This window comes from Paeniglutamicibacter cryotolerans, assembly GCF_014190875.1.
GTDB classification, from domain to species: domain Bacteria; phylum Actinomycetota; class Actinomycetes; order Actinomycetales; family Micrococcaceae; genus Paeniglutamicibacter; species Paeniglutamicibacter cryotolerans.
The window spans coordinates 1056114-1077794 of the sequence record NZ_JACHVS010000001.1; the positions used below are offsets into that span (position 1 = coordinate 1056114).

Here is a 21681-nt window from a genome sequence, read left to right on the forward strand (position 1 = left end):
GCGGATAGGGGGTGTCGCTTGCGGGATGTGCCGCACTGGAGGAAAATAAAAGATCCCTGAAAGATATTTCTAGCAGATCGTCGTCCGGATCATGAAGAGATGACGTGATCGCCGGTTCGCGCCCCGAAGGAAACCACCCATGGCAGAATCCCTGGCTACCCGCCTCGGCTCCCGTTTGCGGCAGCAGATCCTCACCGGTGTCTTGGCTCCGGGGACCGTCGTCGTCGAGCCCCGCCTAGCCGCGGATTTCGCCGTATCCAAGACTCCGGTCCGCGAGGCGCTGCAGCAGCTGGCCTCCGAAGGGCTGCTGACCGTCCTTCCCAAGAAGGGCTACCTGGTCCGCACCATGGGCCTGAACGACGTGCAGGAAACCCTCGACCTGCGCATGCTGCTCGAGCCGCATGCAGCCAGGAGCGCCGCGGGGTTCCTCACCGACGCGCTCGTCGCCGACCTGCGCCAGGACCTCGACGCGCAGCGGGAAGCCGCCGAAAGCGCCCCCCTGGCGGCCATGTCCGCCGCCCGCTCCTTCCATCGGCGTCTGGCCTCCGGGTCCCGCAACGGCCGCCTGGCCGCGGCGCTGGACAAGTGCCTGGACGAGACGGCGCGGGCACACCATGTCCTTCCCGGGTTGCAGGACTACATGGGCGCACCGGAAGAACAGGCCGAACACGAACTGATCTACGCGGCCGTCGCGGCCGGCGACCCGGTTGCCGCCGAGTCGGCGATGCGCGCCCACCTGCGCTCCATCCACGCCGCGATGGCCAGCCAATTCAACGCGCCGGGCAACCTTTGGGGCTGAATCACCAAGCCGCTCCCCCCGGCCCCCGATCAGGCTCCCAGCCGCATCCAGCCGTCGTTGCGCACCCGCCAGAGCAGCGTCGCCGCGCGCGCGCCCATGTAGCCGAAGCCGAATGCCAGCCAGAGCCACAGGATCGCCGAGGTCCCCGGGTGTTCGGCCGATCCGACCCACCAGATCAGCGGCCCGTAGACCATCAGGTTCACAAGGCCCGCCAGGGCCAGGTAACGGGCATCTCCGGCGCCGATCAATACCCCGTCCAGCACGAATACCAACCCGCACAGAGGTTGGCTGGCCGCCAACACCCATAGGCCGACGGCCGCCGCTGCCCGAACCGCCGGATCGGAGGTGAACAGCGCCCCGGCAAACGGCGCCGCGACTGCCAGCAGCACCCCGGTCGCCACCCCGAAGACCAGCCCCCAGCGGCACATGATGCCGGTCAACCGCCGGGCCAAGACCTTGTCCCCGGCGCCTAGTTCCTTGCCGATCAGCGCCTGCGCCGCAATGGCCAGAGCATCGAGGGCGAAGGCAAGGAACGTGAAAATGGTGAAGACCAACTGGTGCGCCGCCAGGGTCAGCGTGCCCTGCGCCGTGGCTAACCAGACGGTAGCCAGGACGGCGATGCGCAGGCTGAGCGTACGCAGCATCAGCCACGAACCGACTTGCCCGGTGCTCAGCACGCCGGCGGCGTTCGGCAGCAGACCCGCCCCGGCCTTCCTGATCCGCGGGACCAGCAGCCACAGGTAGACGACTGCCATGCCCCATTGTGCGATGGACGTACCCAGCGCCGCACCCGCTACCGACATCCCGGCCACATAGACCAGGGTGAAATTCAAGATGATGTTGGCCCCGAACCCGGCGCCGGCGACGAACAGCGGCGTCCGGGTGTCCTGCAGCCCACGCAGCACGCCGGTGGCGGCAAGCACCAGCAGCATCGCGGGGATTCCCGGGGTGGAGTACCTGATGTAGTCGACGGCGAACCCCGCCACCACGCCGTCTGCTCCCAGGGATCCGGCCAGTGCGGGTGCGCTGAACCACCCGGCCACCGCCAGAGCCAGCCCGAGGCCAAGCGCCAGCCAGATGCCGTCGCGTCCCGCCGCCATGGCCCGGCCGAGCTGTCCGGCACCCACGGCCCGGGCCACGGCGGGGGTGGTGGAGTAGGCCAGGAAGACCATGAGGCCCACGGCCGTCTGCAGCACCGTCGCACCGAGTCCCGCGCCAGCCAGCTCATTGATGCCCAGGTGCCCGATGATCGCGGTATCGGCGAGCAGGAACAGCGGTTCGGCGATCAGGGCCCCGAGCGCGGGCAAGGCGAGGGCAAGGATCGTGCGCCCGGGTTTCTGCGGCACGCCGGATCCCGGTGGGGACGTGGTGGACATGGCTTCGGGCTTCACTCCCCTAGCCTAGTGGGAGCGTGCCGGGTTTGGCCGATCGCAGTCCGGCCACGGCCAGCGCCGCTGCGATGACCAGGAGCACACCCACGCACAGGACCAGGCCGTCCCAGCCGACGGCGGCAAACGCCAGCCCCACGGCCCATCCGAAGAGCGAGGAACCGGCGTAGTAGGCCAGGTTGTAAAGGCTGGCTGCTTGGGCACGGCCATCTGCCCCGAGCAATGGGATCCACCCGCTGGCCACGGCATGGGCCCCGAAGAAACCTGCAGTGAATACGAGCAGCCCGCCCAGGATGGCGGGCAGCCAATCGAGCAGCGTCACTGCCAGTCCGGCTGCCATGAGCCCGATGGCGCACAGCAGTACCGGAAGCCGTTGGAAGCGGGTGATCAGCGCCCCGGCGCGCCCCGAGGACCAGGTTCCGGAGAGATACGCCAGGAAGACCAGCGAGGCCATGGTCGCGGAGATTGAGAACGGCGGGGCCTCCAACCGGAAGCCCAGGTAGTTGTACACGGCCACGAAGCCGCCCATGAGCAGGAATCCCTGCGCGTAAAGCACCAGCAGGCGTGGGCGGCGCAGGTTCATCCACAGCTTCGCCCAGACACTCGGAGCCCCGGGGGTACCGCGTGGCACCGGGATGAATCCCCGCGGTTTCGGCGCGCTCACCACGAACACGGTGGCCGCAGCAGCTGCCATCAGCGCCACCGCCAGCGTCCCGACGCGCCAGCCTGCCCACTCGCCCAGCGGACCGGCTACCAGGCGTCCGGCCAGGCCACCCAGGGCCGTGCCGGCGATATAGGTTCCAGCGGCCGCCGCAGAATGCAGCGCCGCCACCTCCTCGCTCAGATAGGCCAGGGCCACCGCCGGGATCCCACCCAGCGCCATTCCCTCGGCGAAGCGCAGCGCAAGGAGCACGCCGAATCCGCTGGAGGCCGGCACCAGTAATCCGAGCACCACGGCCGCCAGCACCGCCATCTTCATGGCCCGCAGCCGCCCGAACCGGTCGGCCACGGCCGACCAAGCGATCACCGAGCACGCCAGTCCGAGGGGCGCGGCGGAGACGGTCAGGGCCGCATCGGCCTCACTGACCCCCAGGTCGCGGGAGATGGCAGGAAGCACTCCCTGCGGGGAATACAGCTGGGAGAACGTGGCGACGCCGGCGGCAAAAAGTGCCAGAATCATCCGCCGGTAACCCGGGCTGCCGGGGACGTGCCCGGTCCTGGGGCGATCGGCGGCCGCAGAGGTGGAAGCCGACATCGGCTAGGACTGCAGCAGCGGCAGCAGCGTGTACGAGACGCTTAGTGCCACCGCGTTGTTGAAGAAATGCAGCACGTAGGAATACGCCATCGACCTGCCCGAGAGCACGTAGGCGACGGAAATCACCGCACCCAGTGTCACGTACGGGATCGCCGAGGTGATCTCGAAGCTTCCGGAACCGACGAAGTGGATGCCGGCAAACAAGATGATGGAAATGACGACACAGACCCACACGTTCAGTTTCCGGCTGAGTTTGCCGATGAGCAGATGCCGGAAGATGTATTCCTCGACCAGTGGGCCCATCACCACGGCTACGAAGAACATGGTGGTGAAGGGAATCTCCCGGGTCATCCCCTCGATGGCAAGCTGGTTTTCGCTCTTCACCGCCTGCCCCATGAGGGTCAGCAGGATTGCCGTCACCATCAGCGAGCCGAACCAGGTCCCGGGAACCAGGAACCACTTGGCCCAGGGATTGTATCTGAAGGTGCGAGCCGAGTTCTTCAACGTCTTGAAGGCCATGATCATCGCCCCGGTGAACAGCACCATGTAGGCGATCAGGTTCACGGCGAACAGCGCGGCTTCCTCGTTCCTGAAGGCGCCGGCGAAACCGGGGAGGGCCATGATCAAGCTGGCGCCCCCGGCCACCATGAGCAGCAGGTACAACGCCACCATGACGGCATCGCCGACCCGGAACCGGCCCGGACCGAAGACCGGATGACGGCGGCGCGGGGTCTGCCCCAGCGACGCGGGTGCAATCTGGTAAGCCATCTTTCCAGACTAGCGACCCGGCGTGTCCGGCGCACACATCGGGTCGCGGGAGCGTCGCCCCACGAGGGCAGCGCTCAGCCGAGCAGCAGGCCGGCCTCGGCCGCCAGGATGGGGGCCAGGTCGGCCAGCTGCATCTCGTCGATGGTGGCGCCCCGCAGGCCTGAGATTCCGGTGACCGAACGCAGCGTGATCCCGCGCAGGTCGGCGTGCTTGAGCTTGGAGCCGTTGACGATCAGCGAATCGATCCGGCAGCCGGGGAAGGAAACACGTTCCAACTGGGCCGAGCCCAAGTCCAGTTCCTCGATGATCACGTCACGGAAGACCACGTCCTTTAACTTGGCCGAGCGCAGGTTCACGTAGCCTAGCTTGCCCCCGTCGAAGAGGGTGGACCGGATCGATGCTCCGTGGAGTTCGGCGGAACCGATCCGGGTGCGGCGCAGTTCGGTGTTCCACCAGACGCTGCCCGCCGCCTGCAGCGAGGGGGCGTTCAGTTCCTCGAAGCGGCAGTCCCCGAAGCTGGCCCGCTGCAGCTCGGCGCCCTGCAAACCGACGCGCTTGAACACGCATTCGGTGAAGGCCGTATCCTCCAGGTCAAGGCCCGCGCCGTCGTCCGAATCGAAAAGCAGGCCCTCGCTGCGGCCGTCGACTTCCAAGGCGGTCAGGTCCCCGAAGCCGGTGGTGACAAGCTCGGGGAATTTGGGCAGGCGCGGAACCGTGGGTGCTTTGGACATGCGATTAAGACTAGCCCCCGGAACACGACGGGGGATGCCGGGGGTGACCCATAACATCCCCCGTCGGGACCCGCGCCGGCGCCGCCGAACCGCCCGCCGCTAGATGGCTGGTACCGCGGCGGAAGTGGATTCCGGCTCTGGTTCCGCACCGGAGGCCGGGCCGGCGAACTGGGACTCGTAGAGCCTGAAATAGGCACCCCGGGCAGCGAGCAGCTGCTCGTGGTCGCCCTGCTCCACGATGTGCCCGGACTCCATCACCAGGATGGTGTCGGCGTCGCGGATCGTGGAGAGCCGGTGCGCGATCACGAAGCTGGTCCGCTCGGTGCGCAGCGCTGCCATGGCCTGCTGCACCAGCAGTTCGGTGCGCGTATCCACCGACGAGGTCGCCTCGTCCAGGATCAGCAGCGACGGGTTGGCGATGAACGCCCGGGCGATGGTGATCAGCTGCTTCTCACCGGCGGAGACGTTCGTTCCCTCGTCCTCGATCACCGTGTCGTACCCCTCGGGCAGCGCCCGCACGAACCGGTCCACATAGGTGGCCTTCGCCGCGGCGTAGACCTCCTCGTCGGTGGCCTCCAAGCGCCCGTAGCGGATGTTCTCCCGGATGGTTCCGTTGAACAACCAGGCGTCCTGCAGCACCATGCCGACCTTGGATCGCAGCTCCGCCCGAGACAGGTCGGTGATCCCGATCCCGTCGAGGGTGATCCGCCCGGAGTCGAGCTCGTAGAAGCGCATCACGAGATTCACCAGCGTGGTCTTGCCGGCGCCGGTCGGGCCGACGATGGCCACCGTATGGCCCGGGTGTGCCTCGAAGGAAAGCCCCTCGATGAGCGGCTTGTCCGGGTCGTAGGAGAAGCCGACGTTCTCGAACTCGACCAGCCCGCTGGTGCGCTCGGGCAGGTGCGCGGTAGCCTCCTCGGCGCCTTCCTCCTGCGCATCGAGCAGTTCGAAGGTCCGCTCCGCCGAGGCGACACCGGACTGGAGCATGTTGGCCATGCCGGCCATCTGTCCCAGCGGCTGGGTGAACTCGCGCGAGTACTGGATGAACGCGGTCGCATCCCCCAGGGACATCTGGCCCGAGGCGACGCGCAGGCCGCCGACCACGGCAATGCCGACGTAGGCCAGGTACGAGACGAACTGCATGACCGGGAAGATCATCCCGGAGACGAACTGGGCGCCGAAGGAGGCCTTGTAGAGCTCCTCGTTGCGCTCGTCGAAACGCGCGATCATGTCGTTTTCGCGGCCGAAGACCTTCATCAGGTCGTGCCCGGAGAAGGATTCCTCGATCTGCCCGTTCAGCGAACCTGTGGACTTCCACTGCTTCTTGAAGAGCCCCTGCGCGCGCGAACCGATCAGCCCGGCCGCCACAGCCGAGAGCGGCAGGGCGATCAGCGCAATCAGGGCGAGCTGCCAGGAAACGATGAACATCATGACCACGATGCCGATCACCGTCAGCGCGGACTGGATCAGCTGGCTGAAGGCCTGCTGGAGCGCGTTCTGGATGTTGTCCACGTCGTTGGTGACCCGGGAGAGCAGGTCACCGCGTTGGCGGGTGTCGAAGTAGTTCAGCGGCAGCCTGTTCAGCTTGCGTTCGACGTCCTTGCGCAGGTTGTAGACCACGCGCATGACCAGCTTGTTCAGCAGGTAGCCCTGCGCCCACATGAACACCGATGCCACGAAGTACATGGCCAGCACGATCATGATGTACCGTCCGAGCAGGATGAAGTCGATGCCTGCGCCGGGGACAATGTCCATCCTGGACAGCATGTCGGCCCGGTCGTTCTGGCCCTCTGCACGCAGTCCGGCGATCAGCTGCGCCATGTCGGTGCCGGCCGGGATGCCGACGCCGAAGACTCCGGAGAAGATCACGTCCATGGCCTTGCCCAGGATCTTGGGCGCTATCACCGAAAGCACCACGCCGGCCATCACGAACAGCAGCACGACGGTGATGCCGGCCTTTTCGGGGACCAGCAGCCCCATCAGCCGTTTGGCCGAGGGCCAGAACTCCTTCGCCTTGCGCACCGACTGGGTGCCGCCGAAACCGTCGTCCATCTCCATCGGGGCGAAGTCCTCCGCCGATTCCTCCACGGCGATGGCCGAAGCGTACTTTGCCTTCTTGTTCCGTGCCATCTAGGCCGCCTCCTCCGCGCTCATCTGTGATGCAACGATTTCCTTGTAGGTCTCCGAGCTTTCCAGCAGCTCTGAGTGGGTTCCACGGGCGATGATCTCGCCATTGTCCAGGACCAGGATCTGGTCGGCCCCGGTGATCGTGGAGACGCGCTGGGCGACGATGATGACGGCCGCTTCGCTGGTCGGTTCCCGCAATGCCTCGCGCAGGCGGGCGTCCGTGGCCACGTCGAGCGCGGAGAACGAATCGTCGAACAGGTAGACGCTGGGCTTGGCGACGAGCGCCCGGGCGATGCACAGGCGCTGACGCTGGCCGCCGGAGACGTTCGTGCCGCCCTGGGCGATGCCCTCATCGAGCTGGCGGGGCTTTTCCGTCACGAAGTCGCGGGCCTGGGCCACGTGCAGCGCGTCCCAGAGCTCCTCGTCGGTGGCGTGTTCGTTGCCGAAACGCAGGTTGGAGGCGATGGTTCCGGAGAACAGGTAGGGGCGCTGCGGCACGCTGGCCACCCGCTCCGAGATCTGGCCCCGGGTCATCGCCGAGACGGGGACCCCGTCAAGCAGCACCGAGCCGGAACCGGCGTCGTAGAGCCGCGGGATCAGGTTCAGCAGCGTGGTCTTGCCCGCGCCGGTGGAACCGATGATTGCCGTGGTCTTTCCCGGCTCGGCGGTGAAGTTCAGCCCGTTCAGCACCGGTGCCTCGGCACCGGGGTAGCCGAAGGAAACGTCGCGGAATTCCACGACTCCCTTGCGCGGGGCATCGGCCGTTTCCTCCGCGGGATCCGAGAGCGAGGGCCTGGTCTCCAGGACCTCGGTGATGCGCTCGGCGCAAACGGCAGCACGCGGGATCATCATCGCCATGAAGGTGCCCATCATGACGGCGCCGAGGATCTGCAGCAGGTACTGCAGGAAGGCGGTCAGCGAACCGATTTGCATGGCCCCGGAATCGACACGGTGTCCGCCGAACCAGAGCACGGAGGCCGTTGCCACATGCAAAATCATCCCGATGACCGGGAACATCAGCACGAACAGCTGGCCGACCTGCACGCCGACGCGGGTCAGCTTGGCGTTTGCTTCCTCGAAGCGTTCGGTTTCATACGGTTCGCGCACGAAGGCGCGCACCACGCGGATGCCGATGAGCTGCTCGCGCAGCACGCCGTTGATCGCGTCGATGCGGTCCTGCATGAGCCGGAAGAGCGGCATCAGGAAGCGGATCAGGATGCCGACCACGATGATCAGGAAGGGCACCGAGACCCAGACCAGCCAGGAGAGTCCAACGTCCTCACGCAGCGCCATGATGATGCCGCCGATGCACATGATCGGGGCCGAGACCATGAAGTTCAGTCCCATCAGCACGAGCATCTGCACCTGCTGGACGTCGTTGGTGCAGCGCGTGATCAACGTCGGGGCGCCGAACTTGTTGACCTCTTGCGCGGAATAGGCGGAAACGGCGCGGAAGACGTTCCGGCGCAGGTCCCGGCCGATGGCCATGGCCGTCTTGGCGCCGAAGTACACAGCCACGATGGCGGTGACGACCTGGATGAAGGCCACGGTCAGCATCACCGCACCGGTGCGCCAGATGAAGTCGATATCGCCCTGGACCACACCCTTGTCGATGATTTGGGCATTGAGGCTGGGCAGGTAGAGGGTGGCGATGGTCGTCGCCAGCTGGAAAATCAGGACGGCGATGATCCAGGGGGTATATGGTTTCGCGGTTCTGGTGATCAGTTGAAAGAGCATGTCTATGGGTCCTTTGAGCGGATCCGCCGGATCCCGGCCCTGCTGTAGTGGACCGCCGGCGGGCGCTGCCGCGCGGATCCCGGATCCGGCGGAGCATGCGCTACTCTACACGCGATCACCGACAGCTGGTCCGACCCCTGCGGCCCGGACCGGTCCGGGCCCGGCTAAGCTGTCCAGCAGGACCGATCCGGCCCCCCCACCACACCGAAAGGACCATCCTTCCATGGAGCACGAGCCAACGCCGCTGCCAGCACCCCGCACGATGCTCGTCACCGGGGCGGGGTCCGGGATCGGCCGCGCCGTGGCCCGGCGGATGCTCGCCGCCGGATGGAACCTGGTCCTGGCCGGGCGGCGCATCGGTGCCCTGGAGGACACGGCGGCCGGGTACTCCAACGCGCTGGTGATTCCCACCGACGTGTCGGTCCCGGCCGCGGTCGAGGCGCTCTTTGCCGAGGCGCAGCACAGGTTCGGGCGCATCGACGTGTTGTTTAATAACGCGGGCGCCTTCGGTCCGGCGGCCGACATCGGGGAACTGGATCCGGGCGAATGGGAAGCCGTTGCCGCGGTGAACCTCACCGGGGCCATGCTCTGCGCCGGGGCGGCATTCCGGGCCATGCGGGAGTGCGGCGGGCGGATCATCAACAATGGTTCGATCAGCGCCCAGGTGCCGCGCCCGCGGTCGGTGGCCTACGCCGTCACCAAACACGCGATTGCCGGGCTGACCAAATCGATCGAGCTGGACGGGCGCGCGTACGGAATCTGCGCCACCGAACTGGATATCGGCAACGCGGCATCGGGGATGATGCGCGACGTCGGGGCGCAGGCCGGGGCGTTGCAGGCCGATGGAAGCCGCCGCGTCGAGCCGGTCTTCGACCTGGAGCAGGCAGCCGCTGCAGTCGAGTTTGTGGCCACGCTGCCGGCCGGCACCTCGGTCAACCAGCTCACCATCACGGCCACTGGGATGCCTTTCATCGGGCGCGGCTGACCGGTTTCCCGGCCCACCCCACGCCGGGATGCCACTGGCGCGGCAGCGGGTAGGGGCTCAGGCGAAGTCGGCCAGCAGCCGATCGAGCTTGCCGAAGGACGATTCCCAGCCGGCCCGAGAGGGCTCGATGACTTCATCCGGCAATGGGCCCTGGACCAGCCGCAGGTGCGTACCTCCGGGCATATCGGAGAATTCAATGCGCAGGTCGATGATCATGTGCAACGTCATATCGTGCGGGCCATCGCGGCCCACGAGCAGTTCACCGACGCGGACCTCGGTGAAGACCGCATCGACCGGTGAGGTGTGCTCCGGGTTCTCCAGCGAATGCATGACGAATTGCTGTACCCCGCCGACGCGGGCATCGATGACGCAGCTCCCGGGGTTGATGGCCCACCCCTGGGGTCCGAACCATTCGCTGAGGATCTCGGCCTCGGTGAAGGCCGCCCAGAGTGCGGCGCGGGGTGCTGCGAAGTCGCGTTCAATGATCAGATCCAACATATCCATGCGCATGAGGTTACCCGCCGGCCGGGTTCCGCCACTAATGCTCGAACAGCGGGCCCATGACCCCGGGGCCCACGCACCTAGTGCACCGGAGGGTCGGACATGGCGGCGCCGGTCTCCAGGTTGATCGGCAGCGATGAATGCTGGTGTCCGATGACCCAGCCCTCCGGAGACCGGTTCATCCCCACTGAAATGCGGTTGGTCATCGAGCGCAACCGGTGGCCCGACGCCGAGGTCCCGGTGAACGTGACATCGGCGAAACCATAGGCGACATCCGCCCCGATGCTGGTGTGCACCCGAGTGAAGAGAACCTCCACCGACTCGTCCCCCAGCGAAGCAAACCAGCCGGTGGCCAGCTCCCGCCATTGCCCGGCTCCGGTGAACTCCCATTGACCCCATGCGTCAAAGACCTGAATATCCGGCGCATGGATGGCCATGAACGCATCGACGTCCTTGTCCGCTACTGCCCGCGCATACAGCTCGAACGCGTGGGTGACCGGATTCTGTTCGTTGCCCAAGATGGCTCCTCTGGCTTGGCCGGCTTGCTGGCCCGACAGGTCGACGGCGCCGGCTTGGGAGGTTTTTCCCCTTGAAACGGGACATTACCAGTGCTGCACTTGTACGCATGGAAACCGCTCAACAGACAGTGCTTGCCATCGGAACCAAGAAGGGCCTCTGGCTCGCCACCAGCACCGACCGCCGGGGCTGGGAGCTGACCGGCCCCCACTTCATGATGCAGGAGGTGGCTTCAACGGCCATCGACACCCGCGGCGGGCGGACCCGCATCCTGGCCGGGGTCAACGACTGGCATTGGGGTCCGGCCGTGGTGCATTCGGATGACCTCGGCGCCAGCTGGTCCGATCCGGAACAGGGAGCGATCAAATTCCCGGCGGATACCGGGGCTGCCTTGGCCCGGATCTGGCACCTGCGTCCCGATACCGAGGGGCGCCCGGGTTCGGTCTGGGCCGGCTGCGAACCAATTTCAGTGTTCCGCTCCATCGATGGAGGCGAACACTTCGAACTGAACCGCGGGCTCTGGAACCACCCGCACCGTGAGCTTTGGGGTGCCGGGTTTGGCGGCGCCGCAGTGCATAGCATCGTCCCGCATCCGGATGACGACGCCATCGTGCATGCGGCCATGAGCACTGGGGGGGTATACCGCAGCAATGACGGCGGCGCCTCCTGGACCCCTAAAAACAAGGGCATCAAGGCCCCCTTCCAGCCGGATCAGTGGCCCGAGTTCGGCCAGTGCGTGCACCGCATAGTGGGGGACGCTGGGAACCCAGAGCGTCTCTACGCGCAAAACCACCACGGGGTCTACCGCACCGACGATGCAGGCGAACAATGGATCGACATCGCCCCGGGGCTTCCGGCCGACTTCGGATTCGTGTTCCTGGCCCACCCGCATACCCCTTCAACTATCTGGACTATCCCCTTGAAGGCCGACGGCGAGCGCAACCCGGTCAACGGCAGGCTCTCGGCGTACCGCTCCACCGATGCCGGCGCGCATTGGCAGGAGCAGCATGTGGGACTGCCGGAACACGAATACAACGCGGTGCTGCGCGATGCAGCCGCGGTGGATGACCATCGTGAATCCGCCGGGGTGTACTTCGGGACCAGGGCCGGAGAGGTGTTTGCCAGCAATGACGAGGGCGCCACTTTCACGCAGGTGGCTTCCCGGTTGCCCGACGTGTTGAGCGTGCGCGCCGCCCTGGTGGTGGGGCGCTGATGGGCTCCATCATCGTGGAACTGCCGCAGATCCTGTCGGCTTGCCTGGACGGGGAGCGCCGCCGGGAAATGCTCCTTGCCGGGGAATCAACCATCGGCCGGGTGCTGGAGGAGCTCGGTAACGGGCACCCGGGGTTTGTGCGGCGGGTCCGGGACGAGACCGGAGCCGTGCGCCGCTATGTGAATGTGTTCGTGGGCCGGGACAACATTCGTGACTTGGACGGGCTGGCCACCACGGTGCGGGATGGGGATACTGTCATGATCATCGCCTCGGTGGCCGGGGGCTGAGCACTCGGTTGCCGCCACGGTGCGTTAATCTGGAAGCCATCGCCCCGAAGGAGCCGACGTGCCCCAGTCCCCCCGTTCGGTCCGGCTCAAGCCGCTGGCCGACTACCTCATCCGCCACCACTCCCGGATCGATGCAGCTGTGGCCGGGTTGCCCCCGTCAGCATTTTCCTTCGTCATGGCCACCGGCATCCTCTCCACCGGGCTGGACCTGGGGGGGCAGGCGGTTGCCGCCTGGACGTTGTTCTGGATCGCCGTGGCTGCCGGGGCGATGCTGACTATCGGATTCGTGTGGCGGGCCATTTCGCATCCGGACCGGTTCATGGCCGACCTGTGGAACCCGGGCACCATGTTCGGGTACTTCACCATCGTGGCAGCAGCCAACGTGCTGGGCCTGCACTATGACATGGCCGGGTACCCCGCTGCGGGACGCCTGCTGGCCGTCCTGGCGGGGATCTTCTGGCTGTTCCTGACCTATGCCATCCCGGCGAGCCTGCTCCTGCGCGAACGGCAACGCCCGGTGCTCGATGATGCAAACGGCAGCTGGTTCCTCTGGGTGGTTGCCACCCAGTCGATGGCAACTGCGTTGGCAGTGGTGGCACTGACCACCAAGACCCAGTTCGTGGGCGCCGTGGCGACCGGCATGTGGGGAGTGGGGGTCATGCTGTACCTGATCATCGCGACACTTGTCACGCTGCGGATGCTCACCCGCCCGAACAAGCCCGAGAACCTGAGCCCAACCTACTGGATCTTCATGGGCGCCACGGCGATCACGGTGCTCGCCGGGGCCAAGGTGCTGGCCATGCCTGCAGATTTCGCCGCCTCAATCAGCACCGACGGGTTCGTGGCTGGCGCTTCCTACGTCCTCTGGTCCGTGGGCATGTGGTGGATTCCCCTGCTGCTTGTTTTCGGTTTCTGGCGCCATGCCGTGCGCAGGTACCCACTGCGTTACGAAACGAGCTTGTGGGCCATCGTCTTCCCGCTGGGGATGTTATCGGCGGCCACCATCTTCTTCGGTGCCAACGAACAGATCCCCGAAATGATCTGGACCGGCAAGGCCGGGGTCTGGGTTGCAGTAGCCGCATGGATCGCGGCAACGAGCCTGATGGTGGGAAAATACATCAGCTGGCTCCGGGCGGGAATGCTGCCTCGGGCCGGCAAACGCCCCTGAGCGCCGGTCGCCACTGGCCTCTCGCGGCCCGTCGGCGCCGGGGCTATGCTGACCGCATGAGCAACCTGGATCAACGTCCCGACGAAGTCACGTGTGAAAAGGGCGGTGGCCCCGGACGGGACGAGCTGTTGGAACCGCGGTTTGTTCCGCTGGGTGGACCACGGGCAATGACGGTGCGCCGTACCCTGCCGCAGAAGCGGCGCAGCCTCATCGGAGCCTGGTGCTTCCTTGACCACTATGGTCCGGACCCGGTCGGGGAGCCCGGGGGCATGTCGGTCCCCCGCCACCCGCATACCGGCCTGCAGACCGTCTCCTGGCTGTTCACCGGGGCCATCGAGCACCGTGATTCGGCCGGGTTCCACGCCATTGTCCGCCCCGGCGAGCTGAACCTGATGACTGCCGGTCGCGGCATCAGCCACTCGGAGTTCTCCACTCCGGAAACCACTGTGCTGCACGGCGCTCAGCTCTGGGTGGCGCTGCCGGACCATGCCCGGAGCATCGCACCGGGCTTCGAGCACTATCGGCCTGAACCCGTCAGCGGGCCCGGCTCTGAAGTGCGGGTCTTTCTGGGGGCGGTGGGAGTTGATACCGGGGTCGCCTCCTCCCCGGTCATCGCGCACACCCCGCTGATCGGAGCCGAGATCCTACTCGAACCGGGCGCGGGCGTCGATATCGCCGTCGAGTCCACCCACGAACACGGGGTCCTGCTCGATTCCGGGTCCTTGGCGGTCAACGGAACCGATTCCCCCGTAGACCACCTCCTGTATGTGGCCCCGGGACACCGGGTCCTGCGGCTGCGGGCCGGCGGGAGCGCTGTCAGGGCACTACTGATCGGCGGCGAACCACTGGGCGAGAAGATCCTGATGTGGTGGAACTTCGTCGGCCGCACCCACGAGGAGGTCGCCGCCTACCGCAGCCAATGGCAGGCGGAGATCGGCGCCGAGGCTCCTGCCGATCCCGGGCTTGCCCCGCGGTTCGGTGATTTTCCCGCCGGCACGGCCGCTCCCCTTCCCGCGCCGGTACTGCCCGGCGTCCGCCTCCGGCCGCGCGACTGAACGGAACCGGCAATGGACGCCGACAAGGCAGCGGAATTGAAGGAGCAGCTGAAGCGGATGCGACGCTCGCTGGCCTCGCGCCTCGACCAGGGCGATCAGCTCGAGGTGCCCCGGGAGGTGGAGCACTTCGTGCTCTTCGGCTCCCGGGAGGCCGTCGCCGAAGCCACGGCGCGGCTGCGTCACGCCGGATGGGACGTCGAGGTCACGGAGGATGGTGGCGGGCGGGGGTCCACGATGCGCGCCTACCGCGAGGAGGCGGTGGACGCCGGGACTGCCGAACACTCGGTGCGTACCGTCTTCGCCATCGCCACCGAAGCGGGCGGAAGCTACGACGGCTACGGTGCCAGGATTGTCTTCGCCGACAACGGCGAACGCCCGGGATTCCTGCGCAGGATCCTTGGCCAGGAAGGAGAAGGCAGATGAGTGGCATCAGGATGCACCACGCCGAGGAACGCAGGCGCTATGACCTGCTCGACGGCGATGCGGTCATCGGCTCGGCCCACTACAGGGAGCTCTTCGAGACGGCAGCTGACGGAACGGCACGGGTGGAACGCATCTTCTTCCAGACACTGGTCGACGACGCCTATTCCGGGCAGGGGCTGGCCGGCCGGCTGACGGCCTTCGCGCTGTCCGACTCGGTGGCCTCCGGCACCCGGATCGTTGCCGTTTGCCCGTATATCAAGGCCTACCTGGCCAAGCACGATGCATTCGACGGGAACGTGATTCCGGTACGGCCCGACCACCTGGATGCGCTGCCGCAGGAGTGAGACCGCCTTCGTGCTCACTCCTGCGGCACACCTCGAGACGCTCGGGCAGGCGCCCACTTCCTGCGTCCCGGCCCCGTGCGGTGCCATGCGTGCCGTGTTCGGCTGGTCCGTTCATGTGCCCGCACCAACCTTGGGAAGTCCCTTGTGCCCCGGGACAACGCGGTGCCCCAGCGAGAGGAAGACCACGGAAATGACCAAGGTGAAGGCAAAGACTGCTGCGAAGGAATCAATCGATGCGAACGAGGTGAAGACCAGCCCCGCCGCTACAAGCGACAGCGCCGCACCCAGCGAATCGGCAATGGCCAGCGCCGAGGAGTTGAACCCCTGCGTGCCCGTGGTCGAGTAGGCAAGCGTCAGCACGCTCAACCGCGGGTAGACCAGGCCCATGCCGCCCCCACCCAGTACCCAGGCGCCAACGGCCACCAGCGCCGGCAGCTGGAACACCACCGTCACCAGCACCAGGGCGATAGCGGCAGTGGCCAGGCAGGACCCGATCCCCACTGCCCGGGCATGCGGCAGCCGTTCGCCCATGCGTCCCTGGACCGCCGATGCCAAAGACCAAGCCAGTGCACCACCGGTCAGGGCCAACCCGGCGATGGAGGGGCTCAGTCCGTAGTGGTCCATGAGCATGTAGGGCACATAGACCTCGGCCCCAAAGAAGGCGCCGGCCGCGAGCGACCGGATCAGGATCGTTGCCGGAAGTCCACGGACGGCCCGCAACGTCCCTTTCGGAAGCAAGGGACGCACGGCAACCAGGGTGATGACGACGGAGACTGCCATCAGGTAGGTCCCGACCTCCGGCACCTCTGCCAGCAGGTTCATGCCCAACACAGCCACCACCGCGAGCCCGGCCCAGCCGAGCGAGGCGAACGAAAACGGTTTTCCCTCGGCGGCGGGGCTCGAGTCCATGGAGCGCAGCGAGGGAACCACGGCAATCATCGCAATGAGAACCAGGCCCACGACACCAAGGAACACCCAGCGCCAGCCGATGTGCTCAGCGACCAGACCCGCGGCGAGCGGACCGACCAACGAGGGCACCACCCATGCAGCGGCAAAGGCAGCAAAGATCTTAGGGTGCATGATCGGCGGATACACCCGCGCGACCACCACGTACAGGGCAACGGTAATCGCGCCGCCGCCCAATCCCTGCACCAACCGCCCCACGACCAGCAGCTCCATGTTCCCGGCCAGCCCACAGATCAGCAGTCCGGCGATGAACACCGCGACCGAGGCGTAGAGCGGGCCGGCGGGCCCGTTCCGGTCGGACCAGCCGCCGGCGATCACCATGCCGAGCACGCCGCTGGCCAGAGGTCCGGCAAAGGCCAGCGCATACAGCGAAGCGCCATTGAGCTGCTCACTGACCACCGGCATCACGGTGGTCACGGCGAGGGATTCGAATCCGACGAGGAAGACCAGCGAAAAGCTGCCGATGGTTGCCCAAAGGTATGCGGGGCTCAACAGCCCACGGTCGGACACGCCGGCATTCGGCGGAAAAGCAGAGGTCATGTACTGAGCATATGCCCATGTGGGGTCGCTATGGGGAGCGGAAACAAACGGGGGCACCACCCGTGAAGGTGGTGCCCCCGGGAAGGTTTCCGACAAGCTACATTCCGGAGTCCTGCGCCATGTTGTTGAACCGCGAGTAGTGGCCCTGGAAGGCGAGCACCATGGTCTTGGTCGGGCCGTTACGGTGTTTGGCGACGATCACGTCGGCCTCGCCGGCACGGGGCGATTCCTTGTCGTAGATGTCCTCGCGGTGCAGAAGGATGACCATATCCGCGTCCTGCTCGATGGAACCGGATTCACGCAGGTCAGAGATCATTGGTTTCTTGTCGGTCCGCTGTTCGGAGCCACGGTTCAGCTGCGAGAGGGCGATGACCGGAACGTCGAGTTCCTTGGCCATCAGCTTCAGCGCACGCGAGAACTCAGAGACTTCCTGCTGTCGGGATTCCACACGCTTACCGGAGCTCATCAGCTGGAGGTAGTCCAGGATGATGAGCTTGAGGTCGTGCTTCTGCTTCAGCCGGCGGCATTTGGCTCGGATTTCCATCAGCGACATGTTCGGGGAATCGTCGATGAAAAACGGGGCGTCATTCAACCGGCCCATGGTGGTGGCGATCTTGCCCCACTGCTCGTCCTTGATCGTCCCCTTACGCAGGTCCTGCAGGCCGATGCTGGCCTCAGCGGACAGCAGACGCATCGCGATCTCGTTACGTCCCATTTCCAGGGAGAAGAAGACAGTAGTCATATTGTTCTTAATGGCCGCCGACCGAGCAAAATCCAGTGCGAAAGTGGATTTGCCGACGGCTGGTCTCGCGGCAATGACGATCATCTGCCCGCCGTGCAGACCCTGGGTCAGTTCATCGAATTCATAGAATCCGGTGGGTACGCCGGTCAGGCCGGTGCCCTTGCTGCCAGCCGACTCGATCTCATCGACGGTACCTTCGATGATGTCGCGCAGCGGCACATAATCCTCGGCGGTGCGCTTCTCGGCGACCTTGTAGATCTCCGCCTGCGCCTCGTTGACGATGTCATCAACCTCGCCGTCATGCGAATAGCCGAGCTGGACAATCTTGGTCCCGGCCTCCACTAGGCGGCGCAGTACGGCGCGCTCGCGCACGATTTCGGCATAGAAACCTGCGTTGGCCGCGGTGGGTACCGACTGGATCAGCGTGTGCAGGTAGGCGGGTCCGCCGATGCGGGTGATTTCACCGCGCTTGGTCAGCAGGTCGGACACCGTGACCGCATCGGCTGGCTCGCCGCGACCATAGAGGTCGATGATTGCTTCGTAAATGGCCTCGTGTGCCGGACGGTAGAAGTCGGGCCCGCGGAGCACCTCGACACAGTCGGCGATGGCATCCTTGGACAGCATCATGCCGCCCAAGACGCTCTGTTCGGCGACGAGATCCTGCGGGGGCGTGCGTCCATATTCGATTTCCCTGGACTCGGATGCAGAATCTGTGTGCGTTAGCGACACGGTACTTCCCTTCAAGCTTCGCGGGTTCCCTGAACTCCGCAATGTCCTTCAAGTGTCTCAGGTTCATCCGACAGCTGGGGCGGTTTCCCCACAGCCTGCGCCACCGGCAGAGCCCTGTGGAAATAGGTAGGGAACGTTGCCACCATAGACCCCTTTTCTGGCAATCCCAACAGAGTTATGCACAGGGGGTGTGCATAACCTGTGCGTGAGGCGGCGTGTCGTGTGTACAGCCTGGGGAGAACCCTGTGGATTACCAACTTTTTTTATCGAATAAAGTCTTCTGACTAGGTGTTGTATGTATTTTAGGCTGTGGGTAAGAAATACTTTCCCCGACCGTCATGCCACGCTCTTTATCCGAGAACCGTCGAGAATCCAGCTTTTCTGTCAGATTAATTACACTCTTTCCACGCTTACCCACAACTTATCCACAGACACGCCCGACGCGAGCCGCTTTAGCGTGCCCCGCCGGCCTTGCCGAGCCAACTCGGACGCTAGGATACTTCCCTGCATGCCCACCACCAAGACGCTTCCCACGCCCGTGGACCCCCATGAATTCATTGCCGGGGTCGCCCACCCGCAACGCCGGGCAGACGCCCTCGTCCTCATGGAAATGATGGAATCGGTGACCGGGCATCCGGGAACCATGTGGGGCCCGAGCATCATCGGGTCCGATAGCTACCACTATCGCTATGACAGCGGGCATGAGGGCGACGCCGCGATGATCGGTTTTTCCCCGCGGGCCTCGAGCCTCTCGCTCTACGGTCTGACCAATGCGCCACGGGCGCCCGAGCTGCTCGAGAAACTGGGCAAGAGCCGACGCGGGGCCTCCTGCCTGTACGTGAACAAACTCGCCGATGTCGATATTGACGCCCTACGCAAGCTGATGGAACACGGATATCAACACATGAAAAAGGAGCATGGCTCCACGTAAGGGGACGTCTCGTCTCGTAGTTCCCCAGAGGATGAACGCCCGACACGCGCCTTGGGTGTCAGTCATGTTGCGCCTGGCCGCTGCAGAGATGGCGCCAACGTAGTCCTCGCTGCCTTTCTTGCCTTCATTAACCTGAGCCTCCCAGCCGGAGTGCCGGGCGTTGAACCGACTCCCAGCTCAAGGCCGCTACCCGCTGGACAAACGCATTCGCGGTCGTGGCCGTCTGGGCATAGTCGACGTCCGCACGATGGCACCGCCTATGGTGTGGCCAGCAACCGGTCCGGTTAAGGGCCCGACAGCACCTTCGCGCCGCCGCTCTCCCAACTAATTCATGCCCAGGGCCACCTTCACGCTGCAACGTGGCATTCCAGATGCGGCCAACTCGAATGAACTCCACTCCGATCACCTCTCCAGGAGCGTCGCCAAGTGCCGTTTCCCCTGATCCTTCAGGCCTCTTCAAAGATTCCCGGCCACCCTTCGGCGTCCCGATCCCTGGCGAGACGCCAGATGCCGGGTCCGGCGTGGAGATCGGCACGGCGGACTGCGTGGAATCTGTCGCGCTGGCCTGCGGCGGAGACCCGGCGTTGCATCTGGCAAGCAAGAAACCGCTGCCTGCCGCAAAAACTACGGCCCACGACGGCCCCGGGGAACGGGATCGCATCGATGACGCTCCATCGCCCCCCCTCTCGCTTCTGACGGCATGCATCTGCCCCCGTGACACGAACTGAAGTTTCCGTCACGCTACTCCAGAAGAATCCTTGATGACCATGGCACACGCCACAGGGGGCCGTTCAGTCCAAGGTGCCCAGCTCATGCTTGGTCAGAGGATTGCGGAGGGCCGAGCGGTCGATGGACGCGGGGAAGGGCGTTAGCCGCCGCTAGGAGGCCAGGGCCTGCGCTTCCAAACGGCGGAACGCCGAGCCGTGGAAGACCAGTGGGTCGTTGGCCTCCTCCAGCGTGGAGAATCCATGCACCCGCAGCAGCACCACCTGGTGGTCACCGGCCGGGACCTCCTGCTCCACCGAGCAGTCCAGCCACAGGCTGGCGTCCTGCAGGAACAGGGAGCCTTCGTCCGTCGAGTCCAGACGCAGGTCGGCAAAGCGGTCCCCGGCCTTGGAGGCGATCTGGCGGCATGCCAGGTCGTGTCCCGCACCCAGGATCGAGACCCCGATACGGCCAGCCTGACGCACGACCGGCCAGGTCTTGGACGTATTCTGCACCGCGAACATCACCAGCGGTGGATCCATGGAGACGCCGACGGTAAAGGTCGAGGCGATGATGCCTTGCGGTTCTCCATCGATGATGGCGCAGAGCGCGGCAACGCCCGAGGGGTGCTGGGAGAAGGCGTGTCGCAGGGATTCCTGGTCGAGTTCCCGGTTCAGGGACATGGGCGTTTCCTTGTCAGTCGGCCCACCGGATGGAGGGTGCCGAACATGGCCACCCCTTACGGCGTGCGGTACTTGCCGCCGGTTTTCCGGGGGCCGAATCCTCACCTGGAGCACCCCACTACCGTGAGAGGGTTGCCGGCCAACAAGCCAGGGCTGTTCGTTGACGCTCTTGATTCACTACCCACGGTAGGAGAGCCGGCCCACATCAGTCAAAGGCTGTGGCGCATTGTGTCCTCACGCTTCGATCTGCTGGCTTCCCGTTAAAAAAGCGAGACCCCGCAAAAATGCGGGGTCTCACCGGTCTCGGCCGCAAGCGGTCGGGGCCATCGTGCCCAAATACTACTTGGCGGCGACGATCTGCAGGTTGAGGGTCGCAGCGACGTTCTCGTGCAGGCGAACGGTAGCGGTGTAGCTGCCGATCGACTTGATGTGGTCGTTGATCTCGACCTTGCGCTTGTCGACGTTTCCGAGGCCAGCGGCCTCGAATGCCTTCGCGATGTCTTCGGTCTTTACAGTGCCGAAGAGGCGGCCGGTTGCGCCGGCCTTGACGGCGATCTTAACCGACTTGGAGGACAGCGAAGCAGCAAGTGCCTGAGCATCTTCCAGGGAAGCAACGGCCTGAGCTGCACGTGCTGCCTTGATCGACTCCACCTGCTTCTCACCACCCTTGCTCCAGGTGATTGCGAAACCGCGCGGCAGAAGGAAGTTACGTGAGTAACCGTTCTTCACCTCGACGATGTCGCCTGCGGCACCAAGGCCGGTGACTTCGTGGGTCAGAATGAGCTTTGCCATGTTGTTTACCTTCCCTTAGCCGCGGCCAGCGCCGGAGTAAGGAAGCAGAGCAACCTCACGCGCGTTCTTGATGGCCTGTGCAATCTTGCGCTGTTCCTGAACGGAGACACCGGTGACGCGACGGGCACGGATCTTTCCGCGGTCAGAGATGAACTTGCGCAGCAATGCTACGTCCTTGTAGTCGATGACGGTAACGTCAGCGGCCTTCAAGGGGTTGGACTTTGGTTTGGGCTTACGGAGTTCAGCCTTAGCCATCGTGGAGCTCCTTTATCTTGTGGAGCCCGCAGAGGAACTCT

Annotated in this window: 22 protein-coding genes and 1 riboswitch; of the genes, 9 read left to right on the forward strand and 13 right to left on the reverse strand. The window is 65.4% G+C overall.

Annotated elements, in window-relative coordinates:
- Positions 1 to 139 precede the first annotated feature (139 nt).
- Positions 140 to 799 (forward strand): GntR family transcriptional regulator, encoded by a 660-nt coding sequence (locus E9229_RS05055; protein ID WP_183510182.1) that lies wholly within the window; start codon positions 140 to 142, stop codon positions 797 to 799.
- A gap of 29 nt (positions 800 to 828) precedes the next feature.
- On the opposite strand, the gene E9229_RS05060 is transcribed toward E9229_RS05055, so the two are convergent.
- From E9229_RS05060 to E9229_RS05085, 6 genes are all read right to left on the reverse strand, one after another.
- Positions 829 to 2175, reverse strand: coding sequence for an MATE family efflux transporter (locus E9229_RS05060; protein WP_183511889.1), 1347 nt, complete (start codon positions 2173 to 2175; stop codon positions 829 to 831).
- Between the two features lie 19 nt (positions 2176 to 2194).
- On the reverse strand, positions 2195 to 3367 hold the full coding sequence (locus E9229_RS05065) for an MFS transporter (protein WP_312855603.1): 1173 nt from the start codon (positions 3365 to 3367) through the stop codon (positions 2195 to 2197).
- 78 nt (positions 3368 to 3445) lie between these two features.
- Positions 3446 to 4210, reverse strand: a complete 765-nt coding sequence (locus E9229_RS05070; RefSeq protein WP_183510185.1) for a CPBP family intramembrane glutamic endopeptidase — start codon at positions 4208 to 4210, stop codon at positions 3446 to 3448.
- Positions 4211 to 4284: 74 nt separating this feature from the next.
- The gene (locus E9229_RS05075) at positions 4285 to 4941 is read right to left on the reverse strand and encodes a pentapeptide repeat-containing protein (protein ID WP_183510186.1); all 657 of its coding nucleotides are present in this window, start codon (positions 4939 to 4941) and stop codon (positions 4285 to 4287) included.
- A gap of 99 nt (positions 4942 to 5040) precedes the next feature.
- The gene (locus tag E9229_RS05080) at positions 5041 to 7071 is read right to left on the reverse strand and encodes an ABC transporter ATP-binding protein (RefSeq protein WP_281369452.1); all 2031 of its coding nucleotides are present in this window, start codon (positions 7069 to 7071) and stop codon (positions 5041 to 5043) included.
- Entirely contained in the window at positions 7072 to 8805 is a 1734-nt protein-coding gene (locus E9229_RS05085) for an ABC transporter ATP-binding protein (RefSeq protein ID WP_183510187.1), read from the reverse strand. It abuts the gene before it with no gap.
- 223 nt (positions 8806 to 9028) lie between these two features.
- Between E9229_RS05085 and E9229_RS05090 the strand changes: the two genes are divergently transcribed.
- Positions 9029 to 9790, forward strand: coding sequence for an SDR family oxidoreductase (locus E9229_RS05090; RefSeq protein WP_183510188.1), 762 nt, complete (start codon positions 9029 to 9031; stop codon positions 9788 to 9790).
- A 57-nt stretch (positions 9791 to 9847) separates the two neighbouring features.
- On the opposite strand, the gene E9229_RS05095 is transcribed toward E9229_RS05090, so the two are convergent.
- Positions 9848 to 10300, reverse strand: coding sequence for an SRPBCC family protein (locus E9229_RS05095; protein ID WP_183510189.1), 453 nt, complete (start codon positions 10298 to 10300; stop codon positions 9848 to 9850).
- Between the two features lie 71 nt (positions 10301 to 10371).
- On the reverse strand, positions 10372 to 10809 hold the full coding sequence (locus E9229_RS05100) for a YybH family protein (RefSeq protein WP_183510190.1): 438 nt from the start codon (positions 10807 to 10809) through the stop codon (positions 10372 to 10374).
- A gap of 107 nt (positions 10810 to 10916) precedes the next feature.
- Between E9229_RS05100 and E9229_RS05105 the strand changes: the two genes are divergently transcribed.
- From E9229_RS05105 to E9229_RS05130, 6 genes are read left to right on the forward strand one after another with little or no spacing between them, the layout of a single operon-like run.
- On the forward strand, positions 10917 to 12020 hold the full coding sequence (locus tag E9229_RS05105) for a WD40/YVTN/BNR-like repeat-containing protein (protein WP_183511892.1): 1104 nt from the start codon (positions 10917 to 10919) through the stop codon (positions 12018 to 12020).
- Entirely contained in the window at positions 12020 to 12307 is a 288-nt protein-coding gene (locus E9229_RS05110) for a MoaD/ThiS family protein (RefSeq protein WP_183510191.1), read from the forward strand. The genes E9229_RS05105 and E9229_RS05110 overlap by 1 nt, the downstream gene beginning before the upstream one ends.
- A 58-nt stretch (positions 12308 to 12365) precedes the next feature.
- Positions 12366 to 13475 carry a tellurite resistance/C4-dicarboxylate transporter family protein gene (locus tag E9229_RS05115; RefSeq protein WP_183510192.1) on the forward strand — a complete coding sequence of 370 codons (1110 nt, stop codon included), beginning with the start codon at positions 12366 to 12368 and terminating at the stop codon, positions 13473 to 13475.
- Between the two features lie 56 nt (positions 13476 to 13531).
- Positions 13532 to 14530, forward strand: a complete 999-nt coding sequence (locus tag E9229_RS05120) for a pirin family protein (protein WP_183510193.1) — start codon at positions 13532 to 13534, stop codon at positions 14528 to 14530.
- A 12-nt stretch (positions 14531 to 14542) separates the two neighbouring features.
- On the forward strand, positions 14543 to 14953 hold the full coding sequence (locus E9229_RS05125) for a ribonuclease E inhibitor RraB (protein ID WP_183510194.1): 411 nt from the start codon (positions 14543 to 14545) through the stop codon (positions 14951 to 14953).
- The gene (locus E9229_RS05130; RefSeq protein WP_183510195.1) at positions 14950 to 15297 is read left to right on the forward strand and encodes a GNAT family N-acetyltransferase; all 348 of its coding nucleotides are present in this window, start codon (positions 14950 to 14952) and stop codon (positions 15295 to 15297) included. Before E9229_RS05125 ends, E9229_RS05130 begins: the two co-directional genes overlap by 4 nt.
- A 111-nt stretch (positions 15298 to 15408) precedes the next feature.
- Here the strand turns inward: E9229_RS05130 and E9229_RS05135 are convergent, their stop codons facing one another.
- Positions 15409 to 16803 carry an MFS transporter gene (locus tag E9229_RS05135; RefSeq protein ID WP_183510196.1) on the reverse strand — a complete coding sequence of 465 codons (1395 nt, stop codon included), beginning with the start codon at positions 16801 to 16803 and terminating at the stop codon, positions 15409 to 15411.
- A 97-nt stretch (positions 16804 to 16900) separates the two neighbouring features.
- A complete protein-coding gene (dnaB, locus tag E9229_RS05140) occupies positions 16901 to 18274 on the reverse strand; it encodes a replicative DNA helicase (RefSeq protein WP_183510198.1) in 1374 nt (457 codons plus the stop codon).
- A gap of 508 nt (positions 18275 to 18782) precedes the next feature.
- On the opposite strand from dnaB, the gene E9229_RS05145 reads away from it, so the two are divergent.
- Complete coding sequence (locus E9229_RS05145) at positions 18783 to 19205, forward strand: DUF1801 domain-containing protein (protein ID WP_183510199.1); 423 nt, start codon at positions 18783 to 18785, stop codon at positions 19203 to 19205.
- Positions 19206 to 20083: 878 nt separating this feature from the next.
- Here the strand turns inward: E9229_RS05145 and E9229_RS05150 are convergent.
- The 3 genes from E9229_RS05150 to rpsR all read right to left on the reverse strand — a co-directional run bounded on the left by E9229_RS05150 (position 20084) and on the right by rpsR (position 21640).
- A complete protein-coding gene (locus E9229_RS05150; protein ID WP_183510200.1) occupies positions 20084 to 20593 on the reverse strand; it encodes a flavin reductase family protein in 510 nt (169 codons plus the stop codon).
- Positions 20594 to 20656: 63 nt separating this feature from the next.
- Positions 20657 to 20768: riboswitch (SAM riboswitch) on the reverse strand.
- Between the two features lie 164 nt (positions 20769 to 20932).
- Complete coding sequence (gene rplI, locus E9229_RS05155; RefSeq protein ID WP_183510201.1) at positions 20933 to 21385, reverse strand: 50S ribosomal protein L9; 453 nt, start codon at positions 21383 to 21385, stop codon at positions 20933 to 20935.
- A 15-nt stretch (positions 21386 to 21400) separates the two neighbouring features.
- Positions 21401 to 21640 (reverse strand): 30S ribosomal protein S18, encoded by a 240-nt coding sequence (rpsR, locus tag E9229_RS05160; RefSeq protein WP_071894491.1) that lies wholly within the window; start codon positions 21638 to 21640, stop codon positions 21401 to 21403.
- Positions 21641 to 21681 lie beyond the last annotated feature (41 nt).

Bases quoted from the DNA above. Each gene is read 5' to 3' on its own strand.
- E9229_RS05070 (WP_183510185.1), bottom strand. From the start codon at position 4,210: ATGGCTTACCAGATTGCACCCGCGTCGCTGGGGCAGACCCCGCGCCGC.
- E9229_RS05075 (WP_183510186.1), bottom strand. From the start codon at position 4,941: ATGTCCAAAGCACCCACGGTTCCGCGCCTGCCCAAATTCCCCGAGCTT.
- E9229_RS05105 (WP_183511892.1), top strand. From the start codon at position 10,917: ATGGAAACCGCTCAACAGACAGTGCTTGCCATCGGAACCAAGAAGGGC.
- E9229_RS05090 (WP_183510188.1), top strand. From the start codon at position 9,029: ATGGAGCACGAGCCAACGCCGCTGCCAGCACCCCGCACGATGCTCGTC.
- E9229_RS05130 (WP_183510195.1), top strand. From the start codon at position 14,950: ATGAGTGGCATCAGGATGCACCACGCCGAGGAACGCAGGCGCTATGAC.
- E9229_RS05110 (WP_183510191.1), top strand. From the start codon at position 12,020: ATGGGCTCCATCATCGTGGAACTGCCGCAGATCCTGTCGGCTTGCCTG.
- E9229_RS05125 (WP_183510194.1), top strand. From the start codon at position 14,543: ATGGACGCCGACAAGGCAGCGGAATTGAAGGAGCAGCTGAAGCGGATG.
- rplI (WP_183510201.1), bottom strand. From the start codon at position 21,385: ATGGCAAAGCTCATTCTGACCCACGAAGTCACCGGCCTTGGTGCCGCA.
- E9229_RS05065 (WP_312855603.1), bottom strand. From the start codon at position 3,367: ATGATTCTGGCACTTTTTGCCGCCGGCGTCGCCACGTTCTCCCAGCTG.
- E9229_RS05135 (WP_183510196.1), bottom strand. From the start codon at position 16,803: ATGACCTCTGCTTTTCCGCCGAATGCCGGCGTGTCCGACCGTGGGCTG.
- E9229_RS05120 (WP_183510193.1), top strand. From the start codon at position 13,532: ATGAGCAACCTGGATCAACGTCCCGACGAAGTCACGTGTGAAAAGGGC.
- E9229_RS05145 (WP_183510199.1), top strand. From the start codon at position 18,783: ATGCCCACCACCAAGACGCTTCCCACGCCCGTGGACCCCCATGAATTC.
- E9229_RS05095 (WP_183510189.1), bottom strand. From the start codon at position 10,300: ATGCGCATGGATATGTTGGATCTGATCATTGAACGCGACTTCGCAGCA.
- E9229_RS05080 (WP_281369452.1), bottom strand. From the start codon at position 7,071: ATGGCACGGAACAAGAAGGCAAAGTACGCTTCGGCCATCGCCGTGGAG.
- E9229_RS05055 (WP_183510182.1), top strand. From the start codon at position 140: ATGGCAGAATCCCTGGCTACCCGCCTCGGCTCCCGTTTGCGGCAGCAG.
- rpsR (WP_071894491.1), bottom strand. From the start codon at position 21,640: ATGGCTAAGGCTGAACTCCGTAAGCCCAAACCAAAGTCCAACCCCTTG.
- E9229_RS05085 (WP_183510187.1), bottom strand. From the start codon at position 8,805: ATGCTCTTTCAACTGATCACCAGAACCGCGAAACCATATACCCCCTGG.
- E9229_RS05060 (WP_183511889.1), bottom strand. From the start codon at position 2,175: ATGTCCACCACGTCCCCACCGGGATCCGGCGTGCCGCAGAAACCCGGG.
- E9229_RS05150 (WP_183510200.1), bottom strand. From the start codon at position 20,593: ATGTCCCTGAACCGGGAACTCGACCAGGAATCCCTGCGACACGCCTTC.